This window comes from Thalassovita litoralis, assembly GCF_900182725.1.
Taxonomy (GTDB): Bacteria; Pseudomonadota; Alphaproteobacteria; order Rhodobacterales; family Rhodobacteraceae; genus Thalassobius; species Thalassobius litoralis.
Genome location: NZ_FXTO01000001.1, coordinates 212,887 through 232,127 on the forward strand (window position 1 = coordinate 212,887; position 19,241 = coordinate 232,127).

Genomic DNA, 19,241 nt, shown 5'->3' on the forward strand with positions numbered 1-19,241 from the left:
TTGCCCCCACACAGCCCGTCATGCCAAGCTGAACGAAAGAGGAGACACCATTGGACCCATCGACCCTGCCCGCCCTGCTGCAAACCCTGCTGAACGAAGGACAGGATTTACTGAATCAGGCGCTGCGGAAATGGAACGCCTATCAGTTACTGATCGCATTGGGGCTTTGGGGGATTGCCCATCTGGCCGCGTATCTGCTGGCGCCACGGTTTCAGGACTGGATGCGCCACCGCGAAGGCTGGCCCATGTGGCGGATGCGGTTTCTGGTCCTGATCCACCGCCGGATGCGGCTGATCCTGTTTGTGGCCCTGATCTGGCCAACAATCTGGATCATGCGCGAAATGACATGGCCATCGCGGTCCTATCTGCTGGGAATCATCGGCCAGTTAGCGTTTGCGTGGCTGGTGATCGCAATTGTCACCCGTTTGATCACGAACACCGCGCTGCGGCAAACCGTGCGCTATGCCGGGTGGATTTGGGTCACACTGTCGATCCTGAACCTGACCGGCGATACGCAGGCGCTGCTGGACAGCTTCGCACTGCATATCGGGGACACGCGGATTTCGCTGTGGCTGACGGTGCAGGCGGTGGCATGGGTTGCCGTCCTGATGACAGGGGCGCGTTTCCTGTCAGGGTCGGCGTCATCCACGATTCGGAAGAATCAGGACATCAGCCCATCGATGCAAGTTCTGGCGATCAAGTTCCTTCAGGTGATGCTATACGGCGCGGCCTTCTTTATCGGGCTGCGCACGGTAGGCGTGGATCTGACGGGGCTGGCGGTATTATCCGGGGCCATCGGCGTGGGGCTGGGTTTTGGCCTGCAAAAGGTGGTGTCTAATCTGGTTTCGGGCATCATCATCCTGCTGGATAAATCCATCAAACCGGGGGATGTGATCAGCTTGGGCGATACGTTCGGCTGGATCAATTCGCTGGGTGCCCGTTATGTCAGCGTGGTCACACGGGACGGCAAGGAATACCTGATCCCGAACGAAGACCTGATCACCGGGCAGGTGGTCAACTGGTCCCATTCCAACGATTTCGTGCGGCTGGATATCTATTTCGGCACCGCCTATCACGACGATCCCCATAAGGTCCGCGCCATCGCAATCGACGCCGCGAAAAACGTCGAAAGGGTGCTTAGCTTCAAACCGCCCGTCTGCCATATCGTGGGGTTTGGTGACAGTAGCGTTGACTATATCTTGCGGTTTTGGATTCAAGACCCAACCGCAGGTCTGACCAATATTCGCGGCAACGTCTATCTGGCCCTATGGGATGCGTTCCGGGAAAACGACATCTCGATTCCGTTCCCGCAACGCGAAGTCAAAATGCTGCCCGGCTCGGAACTAAAAACCCAAACCGATTGAGCGCCTCGCGGCGCACAGGATACCTCGTCACCGGCCTTTGGCCGCTTCCTCGTGTCTTGGGGCGTTGCCCCAAACCCCAGAGTACTGACCATCAGAAAGAAACCAATTCTCTTCTTTCTGATCTGAAATACTCGGGGGTGAGGGCGCAGCCCGAGGGGGCAAAGCCCCCTGCCCTGCAATCCGCGCAACCAACGGCAAAGCGCAAGGCATCACGCTCACCGCAAGACGCACCATGCCACAGGACGACGGATAGGCACTTGAACCATGCGTTGAGATTTTACATATGCGGTGCTAGCCTGAACACGTCCAGCGCCGGGACATTGGCGGCGCAAGAACCTTAGGAGGACAATGTCCTGTCTTTACCTTCCAGCGCGGCGGATGCCGCGGAAACGGGGGCTGTGATGACCGCAACCCCCAAAGACGTCACCAGCGAAGAGCTTCTGGCGCGTATTCTTGCATCCCTTAATGACGACAAGGCCGAAGACATCGTGCAGATAGACCTGCGCGGGAAATCGTCCATTGGCGACTTCATGGTGGTCTGCTCGGGGCGGTCGTCCCGGCAAGTGGCGGCAATCTCGGAAAAGCTGGTCGAGCGCCTGAAACAGGATTGCGGTCGTCAGTCCCGTGTCGAAGGCAAGGAAACCGGCGATTGGGTATTGATCGACACCGGCGACGTGATCGTTCATGTATTCCGCCCCGAAGTGCGCGAATTCTATCAGATTGAAAAGATGTGGCTGCCTGCGGGGGCCACGCCCGCCAGCGTCTGATGCGCGTTCATATCTGCGCCGTGGGCCGGTTGCGTGCTGGCCCTGAAAAGGCACTGATTGACGATTATGTGACGCGGTTCGACCGAACGGGCCGCGCACTGGGCCTTGGGCCGCTTTCCCTGCACGAGGTTGAGGACAAGAAAGGCGGCGGCATGAGCGCCGAGGCCGCCTTGCTGGACCGCGCCCTGCCCAAGGGGGCGGTTGTTTGCGTCATGGACGAACGCGGCTCTGTTATGACTTCGCCACAGTTCGCGGACAAAATCGCGGGCTGGCGCGATGCCGGGCGGGGCGATCTGGCCTTTGTCATCGGTGGGGCCGATGGGATTGATCCCGCATTACGGGCGCAAGCAGATTTCGCGCTGTCCTTCGGTCAGATGGTCTGGCCGCATATGTTGGCGCGTGCGATGCTGACCGAACAATTGTACCGTGCCGCCTCAATTCTGGCGGGATCGCCGTATCACCGGGTTTAAGCCCTGCCTTTTGGCCGGAAAAATGCCCTGTGGCGGTTTGGGTGGTTCACCCCGCTGAACGAAGCCGTTAGAAGCAGCTCAAATTTCAGGAGCATTTGAGACATGACCACGCCAAAACCTGTTGTTCTGTGCATTCTGGATGGCTGGGGCCTGAGCGCCGACACCAAAGCCAACGCGCCCTATCTGGCGGCGACCCCCACCTTTGACCGGCTGATGTCGGACTGTCCCAATAATACGCTGATCACGCATGGGCGCGATGTGGGCCTGCCCACCGGGCAGATGGGCAATTCCGAAGTGGGTCACACCAATATCGGCGCAGGCCGGGTGGTGGCGATGGATCTGGGCCAGATTGATTTGGCCATCGAAGAAGGCACTTTTCAGCAAAATGCCGCGCTTTTGGCATTCATCGACCGCCTGAAAGCCACGGGTGGCACGGCGCATCTGATGGGTTTGGTATCGGATGGCGGGGTGCATGGGCATCTGACCCATATCATTGCTGCAATCCGGGCGATTGCAGCCGCAGGCGTGCCGGTGGTGTTGCACGCCATCACCGATGGACGGGATGTGGCACCGAAATCGGCCTTTACCTATGTCCGCGAACTGACCGAGGCATTGCCCGAAGGTGCAACCGTTGGCACCGTCACCGGGCGATATTACGCGATGGACCGGGACAACCGTTGGGAACGTGTCCGCGAGGCCTATGACGCGATGATCCATGCCAAGGGAAACAAGGCCATCAGTGCGCACAAGGCAGTGGACAGCGCCTATCAGCGCGAAGAAACCGACGAATTTATCAGCGCCACGGTGATTGGCGATTATGCCGGGGCGCGGAATGGCGATGGATTTTTCTGCCTGAATTTCCGGGCGGACCGGGCGCGTGAAATTCTGCGGGCGATTGGCGAGCCGGGGTTTGACGCGTTTGACACCGGGGTTCGGCCTGAATGGGCAGCCTTGCTGGGGATGGTAGAATATTCCGAAGGGCATAACGCCTATATGAAAACGGTGTTCCCGCCCCGCGACATTCGCAACACGCTGGGCGAATGGGTGGCCAAGCAGGGTAAGACCCAGTTCCATCTGGCCGAAACCGAAAAATACCCGCACGTCACCTTTTTCCTGAATGGCGGCAAGGAAGACCCCGAAGTGGGCGAAGATCGCTATATGGCGGCGTCGCCCAAGGTGGCGACCTATGACCTGCAACCGGAAATGAGCGCGGGCGAGGTGACAGACGCCTTTGTGAAGGCGATCGAGGACGGATATGACCTGATCGTGACCAACTATGCCAACCCGGACATGGTAGGCCATACTGGCGATCTGAAAGCGGCGATGAAAGCGTGCGAAGCAGTGGATCAGGGTTTGACGCGGGTTGTCGCCGCGCTGGAGAGGGTGGGCGGGGCGATGATCGTCACCGCAGACCACGGCAATTGCGAAACTATGGTGGACCCGGTAACGGGCGGACCACACACGGCGCACACCACAAACCCGGTGCCGGTTATTCTGGTGGGTGGCCCTGTGGGGGCGCAGCTTCGCAGCGGCGGGCGGTTGGCCGATCTGGCCCCGACCCTGTTGCAACTGATGAACCTGCCGCAACCCGACGAAATGACCGGGCAAAGCCTGCTGGAATGATCAGGGGGCTGGCTGCATCTTTGGCGTTGTGCCTGTGGCCGCTGATGCTGGCGGCGCAGCCCGTTGACCCTGCGCAGGCGGCGCGGGCAGCGGCCAAAGCGTTAGAGGCGGCGGCGGTTGATCTGTCCAAGGCGGACAGCGCCCGAGACCGGGTGAAGGCGCTGACCATTACGCTAAAGGCCTATGAGGATGGGCTGGAGGCCATGCGCGACGGATTGCGCCGCGTCGCCCTGCGCGAGGCACGACTGACGCAGGATTTACACTCGCGCGAAGCCGAAGTGGCCCGCCTGCTGGGCGTCTTGCAAAGCATCGGCGCGGCGCCTGCCCCGGTGGCAATGCTGCACCCGGATGGCCCGACAGGCACGGCACGGGCCGGAATGCTGCTGGCGGACGTCACCCCGGCGCTGAACACCAAAGCCGCCGAATTGCGGGTAAAGCTGGAAGAGGTGAAAACCCTGCGCACGCTTCAGGAAAGCGCCGCCGACACGCTGCGCCGGGGGCTGGACGGGGTGCAAAAAGCGCGCGCCGACCTAAGTCAGGCATTGGCCGACCGCACGAACCTGCCGAAACGATTCACCGAAGACCCGGTGAAAACCGCGATCCTGATTTCCTCGACCGAGACACTGGAAGGGTTCGCCAGCGGGTTGTACGACATCACCGAGGACGAAGCCGCAGGCAGCCTGCCCGATATTTCCCACCGCAAGGGCGAATTGCCATTGCCGGTGCAGGGGCGTGTTCTGTTGCGGGCGGATGAAAGCGATGCGGCGGGCATTGCGCGGCCCGGCGTCGTGCTGGCGACCCGACCCCGTGCATTGGTGACGACACCCACCGCCGCAACGATCCGCTATCTTGGGCCGCTGCTGGATTACGGCAACGTGATGATCCTTGAACCGCAGGCCGGGTTATTGTTCGTGTTGGCTGGATTAGACACGGTATATGGCCACGCCGGAGAGGTCCTGCCATCGGGCAGCCCGGTGGGGTTGATGGGCGGCGCAGATGCCGGACCGGGAACAATTCTGTCACAGGCGGGTGATGGGGCTGGAACTCAGGCCTCGGAAACGCTTTACATAGAGGTCAGACAGGACAACGCCACCGTAGACCCGGCGGTGTGGTTCAAAATGAAAAAGGAAGAGTGATCCATGAAGAAATTCGTCATGGCTGCGATCAGCGGGACACTGGCGGGTGTGTTGGTGACAACGCAGGTGGCCGGGCCGCTGCTGGCGCAGGAAAGCACACAGAAGAGCAACGTCTATGAGCAGCTTGATCTGTTTGGCGATATCTTCGAACGGATCCGCGCCCAATATGTCGAGGACGTGGACGACAAAAAACTGATCGAGGCCGCAATCAACGGAATGCTGACCTCGCTGGACCCGCATAGCAGCTATTTGCCGCCGCAGGATGCCGCAGACATGCGGATGCAAACGCGGGGCGAATTTGGCGGTCTGGGAATCGAAGTCACGCAAGAAGAAGGTTTCGTCAAGGTTGTGTCCCCGATGGACGGCACCCCGGCGCAGGCCGCTGGCGTGGAAGCGGGCGATTTCATCACCCATGTGAACGGCGAAAGCCTGCTGGGCCTGACGCTGGATCAGGCGGTGGATATGATGCGCGGCCCGGTGGGTAGCGAAATCATCATCACCATCGTCCGCGAAGGCGAGAGCGAGCCGTTCGATGTGTCGATCATTCGTGACACGATCAAGCTGACCGCCGCGCGGACCCGCCGCGAGGGTGACTCTGTCGTGGTTCGGATCACCACCTTTAACGACCAAACCTATGCCAATGTCGAAGACGGCCTGAAAAAGGCAATCGAGGATGCTGGCGGTCTGGACAAGATCAACGGTATCGTCGTGGATCTGCGCAACAACCCCGGCGGTCTGCTGACGCAGGCGATCCGGGTATCAGACGCGTTCCTGGACTCGGGCGAGATCGTTTCGACCCGTGGGCGCAACCCGGACGATGGCGAACGGTTCAATGCGACCCCCGGCGATCTGATCGAAGGCAAGCCTATGGTCGTTCTGATCAATGGCGGCTCGGCCTCGGCTTCTGAAATCGTGTCGGGGGCGTTGAAGGATCACCATCGCGCCATCGTGGTTGGCACCAAAAGCTTTGGCAAAGGATCTGTTCAAACGGTGATGCCATTGCGGGGCGACGGGGCGATGCGCCTGACCACTGCGCGCTATTACACGCCATCGGGACGGTCGATTCAAAATCTGGGCGTATCGCCTGACATCGTGGTGGAACAACCACGCCGCACCCCCACCACCGAGGAGGACGAGGCCAAGTCATCGGCACGCCGCACCCGGTCCGAGGCGGACCTGCGCGGAACGCTGGCCAACGACAGCCTAACCGAGGACGAAATCAAGCAAATCGAGGAAGACCGCGCCAAGGCTGAAGCAGCCGCAAAGCTGCGCGAGGAAGATTTCCAACTGGCTTATGCGCTGGACCTGCTAAAAGGCCTGTCTGCCGTCACACAGAAATAACACGGGGATTATCCCAAATAACAATCGGGGGCCGCAGGCGGGAAACCGCTGCGGCCCCTTTGCTTTGCGGTCCCAAAATGCGGCATTCTTGCGCTTGCACAAGGCGGCTTCTCGGGGCAATCTAAATGTCAGACATTTGAATCGGGTAAACAAAACCCACCCCGGAGGAGAAGACCATGACCGCTCACCCCATCAGCCGCTACCCTGTGCCGGACGTGAATGACCTGCCTGACGATCTGAAGCAAATGATGCTGGGCGTGCAGGAAAAGGCCGGGTTCATCCCCAACGTCTTTCTGACACTGGCCCACCGCCCCGAAGAATTGCGCGCCTTCATCGCCTATCACGATGCGCTGATGGAAAAGGACAGCGGCCTGACCAAGGCGGACCGCGAAATGATCGTGGTTGTGACGTCATCGGACAACAACTGTCAGTATTGCGTCGTGGCGCATGGCGCGATCCTGCGCATCCGCGCCAAGCATTCCACCATCGCAGATCAGGTGGCCGCCAACTATCGCAAGGCGGATATTACCCCCCGGCAAATGGCCATGCTGGATTTCGCCCTGAAGGTTTCGCAGGATGCCAAATCCATCTGTGACGCTGATTTTGAAATCCTGCGCAGCCACGGTTTCAACGACGAAGACATCTGGGATATCGCGGGTGTTACCGCCTTTTTCGGCCTGTCCAATCGCATGGCGAATTTCACCTCGATGCGGCCGAACGACGAATTTTACATGATGGGGCGTAAGTAACCACGGAACGCATTGGGATGTGGACCTTGCCCGGCCCACATCCTAATGTCGCGCAGAACGGAACAAGGGCAATACCAATGACACCCGAGGAAATCGCGAAACTTCCCTATCGCCGCAACGTGGGCGTCATGTTGATGAACGCCGATGGGCATGTCTTTGTGGGCCAGCGTTTGGATAATCCCGGCCCAGCGTGGCAAATGCCCCAAGGCGGGATCGACAAGGGCGAAACCCCACAAGATGCCGCCCTGCGCGAGCTGGAAGAGGAAACCGGCGTTCCCGCCCATCTGGTGACAGTGGCGGCGGAAACGGCGGATTGGCTGCCCTATGATCTGCCGCACGATCTGGTGCCGCGCATCTGGAAAGGCCGCTATCGCGGGCAGGAACAAAAATGGTTCCTGCTGCGGTTCACCGGCACGGATGCGGATGTGAATATCCAAACCGATCACCCCGAATTTTCCGAATGGCGCTGGCTGCCCCCTGCGGATCTGGTGGACAATATCGTGCCGTTCAAACGCGAAGTATATCAGCGGGTGCTAAGCGCCTTTGCCCAACATCTGTAGGGCACGCTTCGTCCACCTGTGACGGAAAGCCGTCGGCGCGGTCAATGTCAGGCTGCTGCGCAATCTGATAGGGCCGCGACCCATCCGGGCGGATCAGCCGAATGCGTGGGTCCATCAGGCACAGGCTATGGGTCCATGCGGATTCAGCGGCAAAATCATGCGGCACCTGCCCTGCCTGCCGCCCCCCGGATAACGAGCGGCTGGCGAAGAAATCGAACCCATAAAGCAACAGGCTGGCATGGGGCATCGCAGCCAGCAACGCCATGACCATGATCCCGGTCGAAGGCCGTGCGCCCAACGTAGCGGACAGCCCCCCGGACAATTCCGGTGGGGTCAGAAAAAACCGGGAATCACGGGCCAGCGCATAGGACAGATTTTTGCGTTTCGGGGTCATCCATAACAACCGCGACGGGGCCGTTCGCGCCAGCGTGGCCGCATCGGGGCGGATCGACATGGCCAGCCAATCGGTACGCGTGCCATGTGTAAACGGCGCAAGCATCGGCGCCCGGTTCAGCCGCACGATCAGATCGGCGCTTTCAATCTCGGCACCGTGATCCGCCAGCGACAGGGACCGGGCATTGCCAACCAGCGCCACGTTTTTCCCGCGTATATCATCGTTCAACCGGGCCAGCGGCGCGGAAAACGCGGCCAGCATGGCTTCGTTCCGGCGCAGTTTCGCGATCAGGAAACTCAGACGATCAAGGGACATTTCCGGGTCAGCCGTTGCCAGATAAAGACGCGGCAGACCTGCACCCGGCAGGCAACAATGAGATGACGACAGCGCGAATTTTTCGTGTCAGGAAGTCCCGCGCAAAGCCGCAAATTCACGCGCCAAAACATCGGCATCGTATTCGGTAGCGATCCAGTCCGTGATGCTGATCGGGCTTTGGGCGTTGCGGGCGGCATACATATCCAGCATGTGATCCAGCACCCCGGCCTTGGACGATTTGACATGCAGATGCCGCAAACCCAATTGTTTGCGGGCCTGTTCCAGCGGCTGCCCCATTTGCGTCATCAGATACAGGACCGAGGCCAGACCAGCCCGATCCGCCCCGGATTTGCAATGCATCAGAAACGGGCGTTCCAACGTGGGAAACAGCGCGATCAGACGCAGCATTTCATCCCGCTCACATGGTTTTTTGGCGTGCAGACTGACAGGGATCAGGGTGATTCCGTGGCGTTTGCAGGCTTCTTCCTCGAACAGGTAATGGGCGCGTTGAGCGGTGCCGCGCAGAGTAACAATGGTTTTGATTCCATCACGGGCATAGCGGGCCACACGGGCCGGTCCCGGTTGGTTGGACCGGAACACCCCCGGCGCGATTTGCGCCTGATTGGTCCACAAATGGCGCAACAGCGCGTGGTCGAACAATTCAAAATGCACCGAGGACAGCAACCGCTGACCGGGCGTATCAATACGATCCCCAAAAGAGGTGCGGAACCGTCGTTCCCAATCTGCGATGCGTTGCGTCAGCTTCATCCTGCGCCCGTTCGTTGGTTGCCTGCCGCGGTGATGCGGCGGGCAACCTGTGCTGTCAACCGTTGGCGCGGGGCAAAATCTGTTCGGCGGGGCGGATCATGCCGGTTTCGATGCCACGCCAGTTACGGATGACCGCATTCATCCGTTTACGGGTTGCCGGGTGTTCCGCATCCAGCAGGCCATGCCTGACCAGCAGCGCCGCAATCGCGCATTCCGCGCCGCGCGTCGTACCGTCCGCCACTTTTAGCGCAATACCCCAGCCTTTTTCAGGGATAATGGCGATAAAGAATGCCTCGGCCCCGGTTTTCAGGGCAACACGTCCGTCCATCGCCCGCATCAGTTCAGTACAAGCGCGGCCTTCACCGGCGACCAATTCGGGATAGGCCACCATTGCATCCCGCAGGCGGGCGGCGGCACTGGCACGAACGCCCTGCCCCTCTTTGGCATTGGCATAAAAGGCCATCGCGCGGGCCATACCCAGCAGCGAGGTGGCAAAATTCGGGGCAGAACAGCCATCAATCCCAAAACCGGGGCTGGCTTCCTGTGTCAAATCCTCGAACCCGTCCAAGACGGCCCTTTGAATGGGGTGGTCGGTTTGCACATATTCGGGATCACCGCCGATATGTTTGTTCAAGGTCAGAAACCCCGAATGTTTGCCCGAACAGTTGTTGTGATACTGGCAAGGCGCATCATGGGCGCAGATCAGCGCATCGCGGGCTTCCTTGTCACCGGGTTCCTGCGGGCCACAGCGGAAATCATCGTCCGTCATGCCGATATGATCCAGCCACGCCCGAACCCGATCCGTATGGATGGCCGCCCCATTATGCGACGCACAGGCCAGCGCCAGTTGTTCCTGCCCCAACCCAAAGGCATCAGCGGCACCACTTTCGATCAACGGCAAAGCCTGAAGCATTTTGGATGAGCTGCGCGGCAGCACAGTCACACTGGGATCGCCCCATGCTTCAACGATCTGGCCGGTGCCGTCCACGATGACCGCATGACCCAAATGGACGCTTTCCAAAAACGGACCACGCCAGATTTCAGCAAGGGGAACAGGCTGCACCATGATCGTTTCCTTCTACTTTCGAGTTCAACTCTGTGCGAAATTCCGCCAATGGCTCTTTCGTCGATGGCGAATTTCGGGCTAATATTGCATTGTCGAGACGAAAATGACGCGTCAGCCAAGAATGTCCATAACAGAAAGCGGCGCGTCGGACAGCATATTGAGGCAATTCACAGCTTGGAGGCTGGAAGAATGGGATCACCTTTTGTTGGCGCATTGGCCGGGGCTGTAATGGCACTGGCGGCAACAGGTGTTTGGGCGCAAGAGTCGAGCGATAACCAAGTGGCCGCGAAAACCGACTGGAGCGTTTTTGAAGACAAAGACCCCAAGGAATGCTGGGCGGTATCGTCGCCCAAGGAAACCGTGAACACCAAGGACGGGCGCGTGGTCGCCGTGCGCCGGGGGGATATTTTGCTGATGGCATTCTATCGCCCGGCAGCCGGGGTAAAGGGGCAACTGACCTTTACCGGCGGCTATCCCTTCGCGCCCAGCGTGCCGGTCACGCTGGATGTGGATGGCGACGTGTTTGAACTGTTCAGCGAAGGGGAATGGGCCTGGCCCGCCTCGGCCGGGGATGATGCCAAAATCATCGCATCCCTGAAACGTGGCACCAAGGCGGTTTTGACCGCCCGTTCGGCACGCGGAACGCAGACCAAGGACACCTTCAGCCTGCTGGGTTTCACCGCGGCTGTGGAAGAGGCGGAAAAGCGCTGTAACTGATCCGATTTCGGTTCGGTGTAGATGCGGCCCCCGCTGTGGGGCCGTTTTTGCATTTGCAACTTATCTTTTGGCTTTCGCCGAAGAATCCTATATGTGGCCTGTTCATCCCGAAAAAGGACATGTGCGATGTCGGCCTCGACCCCGATTACCCAAGACGTAATGACCATTCCCCGCAAGCTGCCCGAAGGGCCAGTGAATCTTGTGGGGTTGACGCGCGACCAGTTGCGGCAGGCGTTGCTGGACATGGGAACACCTGAAAAGCAGGTGAAGATGCGGGTCAATCAGGTCTGGCAATGGATTTACCAGTGGGGCGTGCGCGATTTCGACGCGATGACTAATCTGGCAAAAACCTATCGGGCGCAACTGGCCGAACATTTCGTGGTCGACATCCCGGAAATGGTTTCAAAGCAGGTATCGGCGGACGGGACACGGAAATACCTGGTGCGGATTGCAGGGGGGCACGAGGTTGAGGTCGTGTATATCCCCGAAACCGATCGCGGAACGCTGTGTGTCAGTTCACAGGTGGGTTGCACCCTGACCTGTTCGTTCTGCCATACCGGCACGCAAAAGCTGGTGCGCAACCTGACCGCCGGGGAAATCGTGGGGCAGATCATGATGGCCCGCGACGATCTGGACGAATGGCCCGAACCGGGCGTGGGAACGGGCGACGCAGGTCCGCGCCTGCTGTCCAACGTGGTGCTGATGGGCATGGGCGAACCGCTGTATAATTTCGACAACGTGCGCAATGCGATGAAAATCGCTATGGATGGCGAAGGCATTTCCCTGTCGCGCCGCCGCATCACCCTGTCCACCAGCGGCGTTGTGCCGGAAATCGCCAAATGCGCCGAAGAAATCGGCTGTATGCTGGCGGTATCGTTCCACGCCACCACGGACGAGGTGCGCGATAAACTGGTGCCGATCAACAAACGCTGGAATATCAAGGAACTGCTGGACGCACTGCGGGCCTATCCGAAACTGTCCAACAGCGAACGGATCACGTTTGAATATGTGATGCTGAAAGACGTGAATGACAGCGACGACGATGCCCGCCGTCTGGTGAAACTGATTCAGGGCATTCCGGCCAAGATCAACCTGATCCCGTTCAACGAATGGCCCGGCAGCCCCTATCAGCGGTCGGACTGGGCGCGGATCGAAAAATTCGCCGACATCATTTACAAGGCCGGATATGCCAGCCCGATCCGCACCCCGCGCGGCGAAGATATCATGGCCGCCTGTGGTCAGTTGAAATCGGCCACCGAACGCGCCCGCAAATCCCGCGCCCAGATCGAGGCCGAGGCGGGGCTGTCGCAACAATAACCGTCTTTGGCGGCGACTGTTTCAAATTTCACATAAATGCCCCATTTCGGGGCATTTTGCGCCCGAATCCAGCAACAGACTGTTTCCAGTAACAAGTTCCACTGGAGACAGAACAATGCAGAAAATCGAAACGATCACCCCCGCCATCAGCAACAGCGTGCTGGAATTGGTCCGTCAGGAACGGATGAAATCGGTATCCGTGCGCGAATGGAAATTCCGGCTGATGGGCTACGGCTATCGCGTGATGGACACCGACCACGGCGAAGTGATTGCCAACCTGCGCAAACAGGAAATCTGCGCGGTTCCGGCGGACCTGCTGCACTGAACTGAACACATCACGGTCCCGCGCGGAATCAAGGCCCAAGGCCGCCGCGCGACCCCGTTCCCAGCGGTCAGCGACCGGGAATAACGTCGCGTTTCTGACCAGCGCCTTCCCAGTTGTGCAATGCCTCGAACGCCTCCTCGGCGGTTTCGACATAACGGAACAGGTCCAGATCTTCGGGGCTGATGGTTCCGGCATCGGCCAATGCCTGCCAGTTGATGATGTTGCACCAGAAATCACAGCCAAACAGCAGGAACGGCACCCGCTTCATGCGTCCGGTCTGGATCAGGGTCAGCGCCTCGAACATCTCATCCAAAGTACCGAACCCACCGGGGAACACACAGATCGCATTCGCCCGCATCAGGAAATGCATTTTGCGGATCGCGAAATAGTGGAAATTGAAACACAGGTCCGGCGTCACATGGGCGTTGGGGGCTTGTTCGTGTGGCAGCACGATATTCAACCCGATGGAAATCCCCCCGGCCTGCGCCGCACCTTGGTTCCCGGCCTCCATCACACCGGGGCCGCCGCCGGTGCAAATGATGTTATCATGCTTGCCCGTGGACAAAGATTCCTGCGTGACCATATAGGCGAATTTGCGGGCTTCTTCGTGATATTTGGACAACCCCGCCAACGTTTCGGTTTTCGCCGTATGCTTTTGATCCGGCGCAGGAACACGCGCACCGCCGAACAGGACCACGGTGCTTTCAACCCCGTATTCATCCAGCATCAGTTGCGGTTTCAGCAGTTCCAGTTGCAGCCGCACCGGGCGCAATTCATCGCGGCACATGAAATCGAAATCATCGAACGCCAGCCTGTAGGAAGGCGCGCGCGTCTGCGCGGTGTCCGGCACCTCTCGGGCGGTGGTGCGGTCGATATGAGCATCGCGGAACGGGCTGGTGCGGTCGTCTTTCATCTGGGTTTCCCTGCTTGCGCCTGTCCCTCAGACCTATAGGTTTGGCCCGGACTTTGCCAGTCACGGTTTGGACAGAAGGGGCCTGCGATGGAATGGAAACCGGCAATTGAAACGGCGATGCAACGCATCCGCCCGCATGTCACCCGCACCCCGGTGTTGGCATTCAACGGCTTTGGACTGGGTTATCCGATCCAGATGAAACTGGAACAGATGCAGCATACCGGCAGTTTCAAGGCACGGGGCGCGTTCAACACGCTGCTAAAAGGTGACGTACCGGCGGCCGGTTTGGTGGCGGCATCCGGCGGCAATCACGGTGCGGCGGTGGCCTATGCGGCGGCGCAACTGGGGCATAAGGCGCGGATTTATGTACCGGAAATTGCCGGGCCATCGAAAATTGCGCTGATCCGCGATCAGGGGGCTGATCTGGTGGTGGTGCCGGGGGCCTATGCCAATGCGTTGGAGCAGGCACAGGCCTACGAACGGGACACTGGCGCGATGCAAATCCACGCCTATGACGCCCCCGGCACGCTGGAAGGCCAAGGCACCGTGATGCTGGAATGGGAAGAACAAGGACTGGATGCCGATACGGTGCTGATCGCCGTGGGTGGCGGCGGTTTGATCGGCGGGGCGCTGGCTTGGCTGAACGGACGGCGCAAGGTGGTGGCGGTAGAACCCGAACAGGCAGCGACCCTGCATAACGCGCTGGCGCATGGCCCGGATACCGCAACCGACGTGTCGGGCGTCGCCGCAAATGCGCTGGGGGCGCGGGTGATTGGGCGGATGTGTTACGATCTGGCGCAATCGGTGGGCGTGCAGTCCGTGCTGGTGCCGGATCAGGCCATTGTTACGGCGCAACGCGCCTTGTGGCGCGAGGCCCGGCAATTGGTGGAACCGGCAGGTGCGGCAGCCCTGTCGGCGCTGATCAGCGGGGCGTATCGGCCCGAACCCGGCGAACGCGTGGCAGTGCTGGTGTGCGGTGCCAATATCGCACCCGATCCATTTACCGGATAACGGAACCAGCAAGACAAACGGTGTACCCGTGCATACCCACAGGCGCATTGCGCGGGGGGGCGCGGGGCCTTATAGGCTATGCCAAGTTTGAATTGCCTATTAAGGGAGAGACCCATGTCGAACGCCCAGTTGGAAGCTGCGATCGAAGCCGCGTGGGACGCGCGCGATACCATTACCCCCGCCACCACCGGCGAAACCCGCGATGCCATCGAAGCCACGCTGAACGCGCTGGATTCGGGATCGTTGCGCGTGGCGGAAAAGCAGGCGGACGGCAACTGGCATGTGAACCAGTGGGCGAAAAAGGCCGTGTTGCTGGGCTTCCGGCTGAAGGACATGGAAATCCAATCGGGCGGCCCGCAAGGCGGCGGCTGGTGGGACAAGGTGGACAGCAAGTTCCTGAACTGGGACGAAGCACAGTGGAAATCCGCCGGGTTCCGCGCCGTGCCGAACTGCATTGTTCGCAAATCCGCCTTTATCGCGCCGGGCGTGGTGCTGATGCCGTCCTTTGTGAACCTTGGTGCCTATGTGGACAGCGGCACGATGGTGGACACCTGGGCCACGGTGGGTAGCTGCGCCCAGATCGGTAAAAACGTCCACCTGTCGGGTGGCGTTGGCATTGGCGGCGTGCTGGAACCGATGCAGGCCGGACCGACCATCATCGAAGATAACTGCTTTATCGGGGCACGCTCCGAGGTGGTCGAAGGCGTGATCGTCCGCGAAGGGTCCGTGCTGGGCATGGGCGTGTATATCGGCCAGTCGACCAAGATCGTGGACCGCGAAACCGGCGAAGTGATGTACGGCGAAGTCCCCGCCGGATCGGTTGTGGTATCCGGGTCGATGCCCTCGAAAAACGGTGTGCATCTGTATTGCGCCGTAATCGTGAAACGGGTGGACGCGAAAACGCGCTCGAAAACCTCGATCAACGATTTGCTGCGCGACTGATCCGATTGGTCATGACTGATGATGAAACGCGCCCTAATCGGGGCGCGTTTTTTATTGCGGTTTCACGCGCTGCGCAAAAGCACACGTGTTTCATAAGGGCGCAATGACAAGCGCGCAGCCGGACCATAGCCAACCCCGGATATATCGACCAGCCCCGGCATCAACCGCAGGATTTCACAACGCGTATCTGGATCGAAACTGCCCAGCGTTTCGTTCCCCGGATGATAGCTTTCACTGAACAATCCATTCGCGGTAACGATTTCATGCTGATCAAACAGCAAATGAACATAGGTCACGGGCCGACCATCCTGTCGCCGGGAAACCCCCGGACGCCCCAGCAAATCCTGCGCTTTAATCAGAAGTTCCGTTTCCCCAAACAACAAAGCGGCCCGCGGCCCATGCCACAGAATGCGGTGGTTTGGTGAAAACTCGACATTCCCATGCGGACCCAAAACCCCCGCCGCGAAACGCACGGGCGCATCCACACCAGCAGCAAAGCGTTTACTGGTGCCAATCCAGCGCAGGGGTTGTAGCCCGTTATCACGGGTCCGCACCAGATCACCGGGGCGCAAGGTTTCCACCGGCACCGCCCCGCGCGGCGTATCAATCAGCGTGCCAGCGGTAAAACAGGGCGTCGTTTGCAGCGCCACATAGCCAATATCGGTATTTCCGTCGACGTCTGTTACCTCGTAGGTAAAGGTTGTAGTCCCGATGTCGCTATCTGCCAAAAGCGTAATCGTACCATCGGCATTCAGGGTAATCACTTCCCCGGTCGCAAGCGTGACAGTATCGCCTGCTATCACTGGTTGCCCATTGATCATGGTAATTGTCAGCGATGGCCCAATGACCGATACATCATTTCCCAGAAGATCGAATTCCCCGGCTCCATCCATGGTGATCGTCAGTTCATCATCCCCGGCAATCATCGCGCATTGCACCGAATCTCCGGCGATCATCAGGTTGCTATCATAAAATTCATCACCAGCATCCGCGATGCCGATACGAATGGTATTCACCTCACCAGCAATAACGGGGGCGTCCAGAGACAGGGTGATCGTGAACCCATCCATTTCCGTATTCGCCACTTCGGAATCAGCGGGGTTATCGACATACAGGTTTTCGTTTGAACTATCGTTGATGTTGTCGATGGTAATATCACCTTCGCCCACCCGAAGTTCGGCCTGCACCCCATTCACCCAAATCCCGACGACATCGTTGAACCCTGATCCGACATATTCCAGATATTCCTCGGACGAGAAGGTGATCTGCATCGTCAGCATCGTGCCATCAGGGATGAACGATGCCTCAAATACTGCGGCGTCGAAGGTAGAGGTTCCCGCGATCCCGCTTAGCCCAATATCACCTACAGTATTCATCACACCCGATGTATCCGCAGATATATTGGCGTCACCCGTGCTGTTGGTGATGGATGTGGCGTATCCCGTGGACAGAATAACCCCGGTGTCAGACGGCGTAACACCGGGCGCCACGCTATCGCCATTGCTAAAAATCCCCGAAGAATCTGCCGCGCCGGTATAGCTGGCTGAAACGATCTGCACGCCCGTGCCAAACATTTCTTCGGCCATATCCATCGCCGTGGCAGTGGTATCAATCGGCAATTCTGCGGCTGTGGTCACGCTTGTCCCCTTCCTTACTCTTTGCGCAGGGGATAATGGCAAAGGGTTCACGAACCCTTTCAGCCCAACGGTATTTCCCAACAATTCAAGGCAAATACGAAACGTCTGCTTGACCGGACAGAAGCGGGCGCGTAAGGCGCACAGCATGAGCAAGGAAGCAAAAGTATCGCGCCAGAAGGTTTATACCTTGCTGGTTCAGGTCGGCCGCAAAGACGGCGACGGGCTGCCCAAAGGATCATCCGGGGCGGCGCTGATGTGCTATGCCAGCGGCGTGGACGAGGCAGAAGCGGTGCGCGAAACCGTGGCAATCCTGAAACAGGCCGATCTGGCCCCGCTGGATGTGACCGGCTACGGCACGCTGGACGAACGGCTGGACCAAGGTCATGACGTGGACGAGGACGAACGCACGCTGATGCAGCGGGCGCTGGATGAAAATTCTGTCATCGTGGCCCAGATGACCCCGTTTTTCGGCGATGATGGCGGCGACACGCCGAAACATTAAACCCGGTTCGGATCAGACAACCACATCCATGCGCTGTTGCTGCCCGACATCGAAAACCCGTTTGTAGCGGTCGATTTCGTCTTGTGGCCCCATCGCCTTGTTCGGGTTATCGGACAGTTTCACAGTGGGTCGGCCATTGGCGCTGACGGCCTTGCAAACCAGTGAAAACGGCGCAAGCGCATCATCAGGCGTCAGGCCGCGGAAATCATTCGTCAGCAACGTTCCCCACCCAAAGGACGGACGGCAACGCCCTGCGAACTGCGCCTGTAATTCAGCGATTTTATCCACGTCCAGCCCGTCCGAGAAGATGATCATCTTGCGCGTCGGGTCTTCGCCACGGTCCTGCCACCAACGGATTGCAGCCTCGGCCCCGGCAGCGGGATCGCCGCTATCAATACGGATACCCGTCCAGCCAGCCAGCCAATCGGGCGCGTGCTTCAGGAACCCTTCGGTGCCATAGGTATCAGGCAAAATGATCCGCAGGTTGCCAGAGTGTTCTTCATGCCAATCGGCCAAGACCTGATAGGGGGCCTGCGCCAATTCAGCATCGGTTTCGGCTAACGCAGCATAAACCATTGGCAATTCATGCGCATTGGTGCCGATGGCTTCGATATCGCGCTTCATGGCGATCAGGCAATTCGAGGTGCCAACGAATTTTTCCCCCAGACCTTCGATCATGGCCTGCACACACCAATCCTGCCACAAATAGGAATGCCGCCGCCGGGTGCCGAAATCGGCGATCCGCAGGTTATCAATCTGGCGCAGGGCTTCGACTTTTTGCCACAGCTTTGTCATGGCGCGGGCATACAAAACCTGTAGCTCAAATTTTGCCATATGATTCAGCACTGCCCGCCCCCGCAGTTCCATCAGAACCGCCAGCGCGGGAACTTCCCACATCATCACCTCGGGCCAGCTTCCCTCAAAGGTCAGTTCGTATTGCCCATCGCGTTTTTCCAGATGGTAATCGGGCAGGCGCAACCCCTCGAACCACTCCATGAAATCCGGGCGAAACATCTGGCGCTTACCATAAAAGGTGTTGCCGCGCAGCCAGGTGCTTTCGCCGCGCGTCAGCGACAGGGACCGGATATGATCCAGTTGTTCACGCAATTCGCCTTCGTCGATCAGATCGGCCAACCTGATGGATTTGCTGCGGTTGATCAGGCTGAACGTAACCTGCGTATCCGGCTTATTCCGGAAAACAGACTGACACATCAGCAACTTATAGAAATCCGTGTCAATCAGGGACCGAACAATCGGGTCAATCCGCCACTTGTGGTTCCAGACTCGGGTCGCGATGTCCACGGGTGTATTCCTTTCGTGCTGC

Annotated in this window: 20 protein-coding genes; 14 read left to right on the forward strand and 6 right to left on the reverse strand. The window is 59.2% G+C overall.

Annotated features, from left to right (window positions below; translation table 11 throughout):
- The first annotated feature begins 50 nt into the window (after positions 1 to 50).
- The 8 genes from FN828_RS01040 (at position 51) to FN828_RS01075 (ending at position 8,010) form a co-directional block, all read left to right on the forward strand.
- Positions 51 to 1,364 carry a mechanosensitive ion channel family protein gene (locus tag FN828_RS01040; RefSeq protein ID WP_142491521.1) on the forward strand — a complete coding sequence of 438 codons (1,314 nt, stop codon included), beginning with the start codon at positions 51 to 53 and terminating at the stop codon, positions 1,362 to 1,364.
- Between the two features lie 401 nt (positions 1,365 to 1,765).
- Positions 1,766 to 2,131: a ribosome silencing factor gene (rsfS, locus tag FN828_RS01045; protein ID WP_142491522.1), complete on the forward strand. Its 366-nt coding sequence runs from the start codon at positions 1,766 to 1,768 to the stop codon at positions 2,129 to 2,131.
- Entirely contained in the window at positions 2,131 to 2,601 is a 471-nt protein-coding gene (gene rlmH, locus FN828_RS01050) for a 23S rRNA (pseudouridine(1915)-N(3))-methyltransferase RlmH (protein WP_142491523.1), read from the forward strand. Before rsfS ends, rlmH begins: the two co-directional genes overlap by 1 nt.
- 102 nt (positions 2,602 to 2,703) lie before the next feature.
- Positions 2,704 to 4,224: a 2,3-bisphosphoglycerate-independent phosphoglycerate mutase gene (gene gpmI, locus FN828_RS01055; RefSeq protein ID WP_142491524.1), complete on the forward strand. Its 1,521-nt coding sequence runs from the start codon at positions 2,704 to 2,706 to the stop codon at positions 4,222 to 4,224.
- Complete coding sequence (locus FN828_RS01060) at positions 4,221 to 5,360, forward strand: murein hydrolase activator EnvC family protein (RefSeq protein WP_142491525.1); 1,140 nt, start codon at positions 4,221 to 4,223, stop codon at positions 5,358 to 5,360. Before gpmI ends, FN828_RS01060 begins: the two co-directional genes overlap by 4 nt.
- 3 nt (positions 5,361 to 5,363) lie before the next feature.
- On the forward strand, positions 5,364 to 6,701 hold the full coding sequence (locus tag FN828_RS01065) for a S41 family peptidase (RefSeq protein ID WP_142491526.1): 1,338 nt from the start codon (positions 5,364 to 5,366) through the stop codon (positions 6,699 to 6,701).
- Between the two features lie 176 nt (positions 6,702 to 6,877).
- Positions 6,878 to 7,450, forward strand: coding sequence for a peroxidase-related enzyme (locus tag FN828_RS01070; RefSeq protein WP_142491527.1), 573 nt, complete (start codon positions 6,878 to 6,880; stop codon positions 7,448 to 7,450).
- A 77-nt stretch (positions 7,451 to 7,527) separates the two neighbouring features.
- The gene (locus FN828_RS01075) at positions 7,528 to 8,010 is read left to right on the forward strand and encodes an RNA pyrophosphohydrolase (protein ID WP_142491528.1); all 483 of its coding nucleotides are present in this window, start codon (positions 7,528 to 7,530) and stop codon (positions 8,008 to 8,010) included.
- Here the strand turns inward: FN828_RS01075 and FN828_RS01080 are convergent.
- The 3 genes from FN828_RS01080 to FN828_RS01090 form a co-directional block, all read right to left on the reverse strand.
- The gene (locus tag FN828_RS01080) at positions 7,958 to 8,719 is read right to left on the reverse strand and encodes a glycosyltransferase family 29 protein (protein ID WP_142491529.1); all 762 of its coding nucleotides are present in this window, start codon (positions 8,717 to 8,719) and stop codon (positions 7,958 to 7,960) included. The genes FN828_RS01075 and FN828_RS01080 overlap by 53 nt on opposite strands.
- 87 nt (positions 8,720 to 8,806) lie before the next feature.
- The gene (locus FN828_RS01085; RefSeq protein ID WP_142491530.1) at positions 8,807 to 9,487 is read right to left on the reverse strand and encodes a protein-tyrosine phosphatase family protein; all 681 of its coding nucleotides are present in this window, start codon (positions 9,485 to 9,487) and stop codon (positions 8,807 to 8,809) included.
- A 55-nt stretch (positions 9,488 to 9,542) separates the two neighbouring features.
- The gene (locus FN828_RS01090) at positions 9,543 to 10,553 is read right to left on the reverse strand and encodes an asparaginase (protein ID WP_142491531.1); all 1,011 of its coding nucleotides are present in this window, start codon (positions 10,551 to 10,553) and stop codon (positions 9,543 to 9,545) included.
- Positions 10,554 to 10,742: 189 nt separating this feature from the next.
- On the opposite strand from FN828_RS01090, the gene FN828_RS01095 reads away from it, so the two are divergent.
- The 3 genes from FN828_RS01095 to FN828_RS01105 all read left to right on the forward strand — a co-directional run bounded on the left by FN828_RS01095 (position 10,743) and on the right by FN828_RS01105 (position 12,912).
- Positions 10,743 to 11,270: an invasion associated locus B family protein gene (locus tag FN828_RS01095; RefSeq protein ID WP_185958899.1), complete on the forward strand. Its 528-nt coding sequence runs from the start codon at positions 10,743 to 10,745 to the stop codon at positions 11,268 to 11,270.
- A 126-nt stretch (positions 11,271 to 11,396) separates the two neighbouring features.
- Entirely contained in the window at positions 11,397 to 12,587 is a 1,191-nt protein-coding gene (gene rlmN / locus FN828_RS01100) for a 23S rRNA (adenine(2503)-C(2))-methyltransferase RlmN (protein WP_142491532.1), read from the forward strand.
- A 115-nt stretch (positions 12,588 to 12,702) separates the two neighbouring features.
- Positions 12,703 to 12,912 (forward strand): hypothetical protein, encoded by a 210-nt coding sequence (locus tag FN828_RS01105; RefSeq protein ID WP_142491533.1) that lies wholly within the window; start codon positions 12,703 to 12,705, stop codon positions 12,910 to 12,912.
- Positions 12,913 to 12,979: 67 nt separating this feature from the next.
- Here FN828_RS01105 and FN828_RS01110 read toward each other — a convergent pair whose 3' ends face one another.
- Positions 12,980 to 13,825, reverse strand: a complete 846-nt coding sequence (locus FN828_RS01110; RefSeq protein WP_142491534.1) for an LOG family protein — start codon at positions 13,823 to 13,825, stop codon at positions 12,980 to 12,982.
- 87 nt (positions 13,826 to 13,912) lie between these two features.
- Between FN828_RS01110 and FN828_RS01115 the strand changes: the two genes are divergently transcribed.
- Both FN828_RS01115 and dapD read left to right on the forward strand, forming a co-directional pair.
- The gene (locus FN828_RS01115; RefSeq protein WP_142491535.1) at positions 13,913 to 14,836 is read left to right on the forward strand and encodes a threonine/serine dehydratase; all 924 of its coding nucleotides are present in this window, start codon (positions 13,913 to 13,915) and stop codon (positions 14,834 to 14,836) included.
- A gap of 114 nt (positions 14,837 to 14,950) precedes the next feature.
- A complete protein-coding gene (gene dapD, locus FN828_RS01120) occupies positions 14,951 to 15,778 on the forward strand; it encodes a 2,3,4,5-tetrahydropyridine-2,6-dicarboxylate N-succinyltransferase (RefSeq protein ID WP_142491536.1) in 828 nt (275 codons plus the stop codon).
- Between the two features lie 62 nt (positions 15,779 to 15,840).
- On the opposite strand, the gene FN828_RS01125 is transcribed toward dapD, so the two are convergent.
- On the reverse strand, positions 15,841 to 17,415 hold the full coding sequence (locus FN828_RS01125) for a choice-of-anchor L domain-containing protein (protein WP_142491537.1): 1,575 nt from the start codon (positions 17,413 to 17,415) through the stop codon (positions 15,841 to 15,843).
- A 145-nt stretch (positions 17,416 to 17,560) separates the two neighbouring features.
- On the opposite strand from FN828_RS01125, the gene FN828_RS01130 reads away from it, so the two are divergent.
- Positions 17,561 to 17,917, forward strand: a complete 357-nt coding sequence (locus tag FN828_RS01130) for a hypothetical protein (protein WP_142491538.1) — start codon at positions 17,561 to 17,563, stop codon at positions 17,915 to 17,917.
- A 12-nt stretch (positions 17,918 to 17,929) separates the two neighbouring features.
- Here FN828_RS01130 and pncB read toward each other — a convergent pair whose 3' ends face one another.
- Positions 17,930 to 19,219 (reverse strand): nicotinate phosphoribosyltransferase, encoded by a 1,290-nt coding sequence (gene pncB / locus FN828_RS01135; protein WP_142491539.1) that lies wholly within the window; start codon positions 19,217 to 19,219, stop codon positions 17,930 to 17,932.
- Between the last annotated feature and the right edge of the window lie 22 nt (positions 19,220 to 19,241).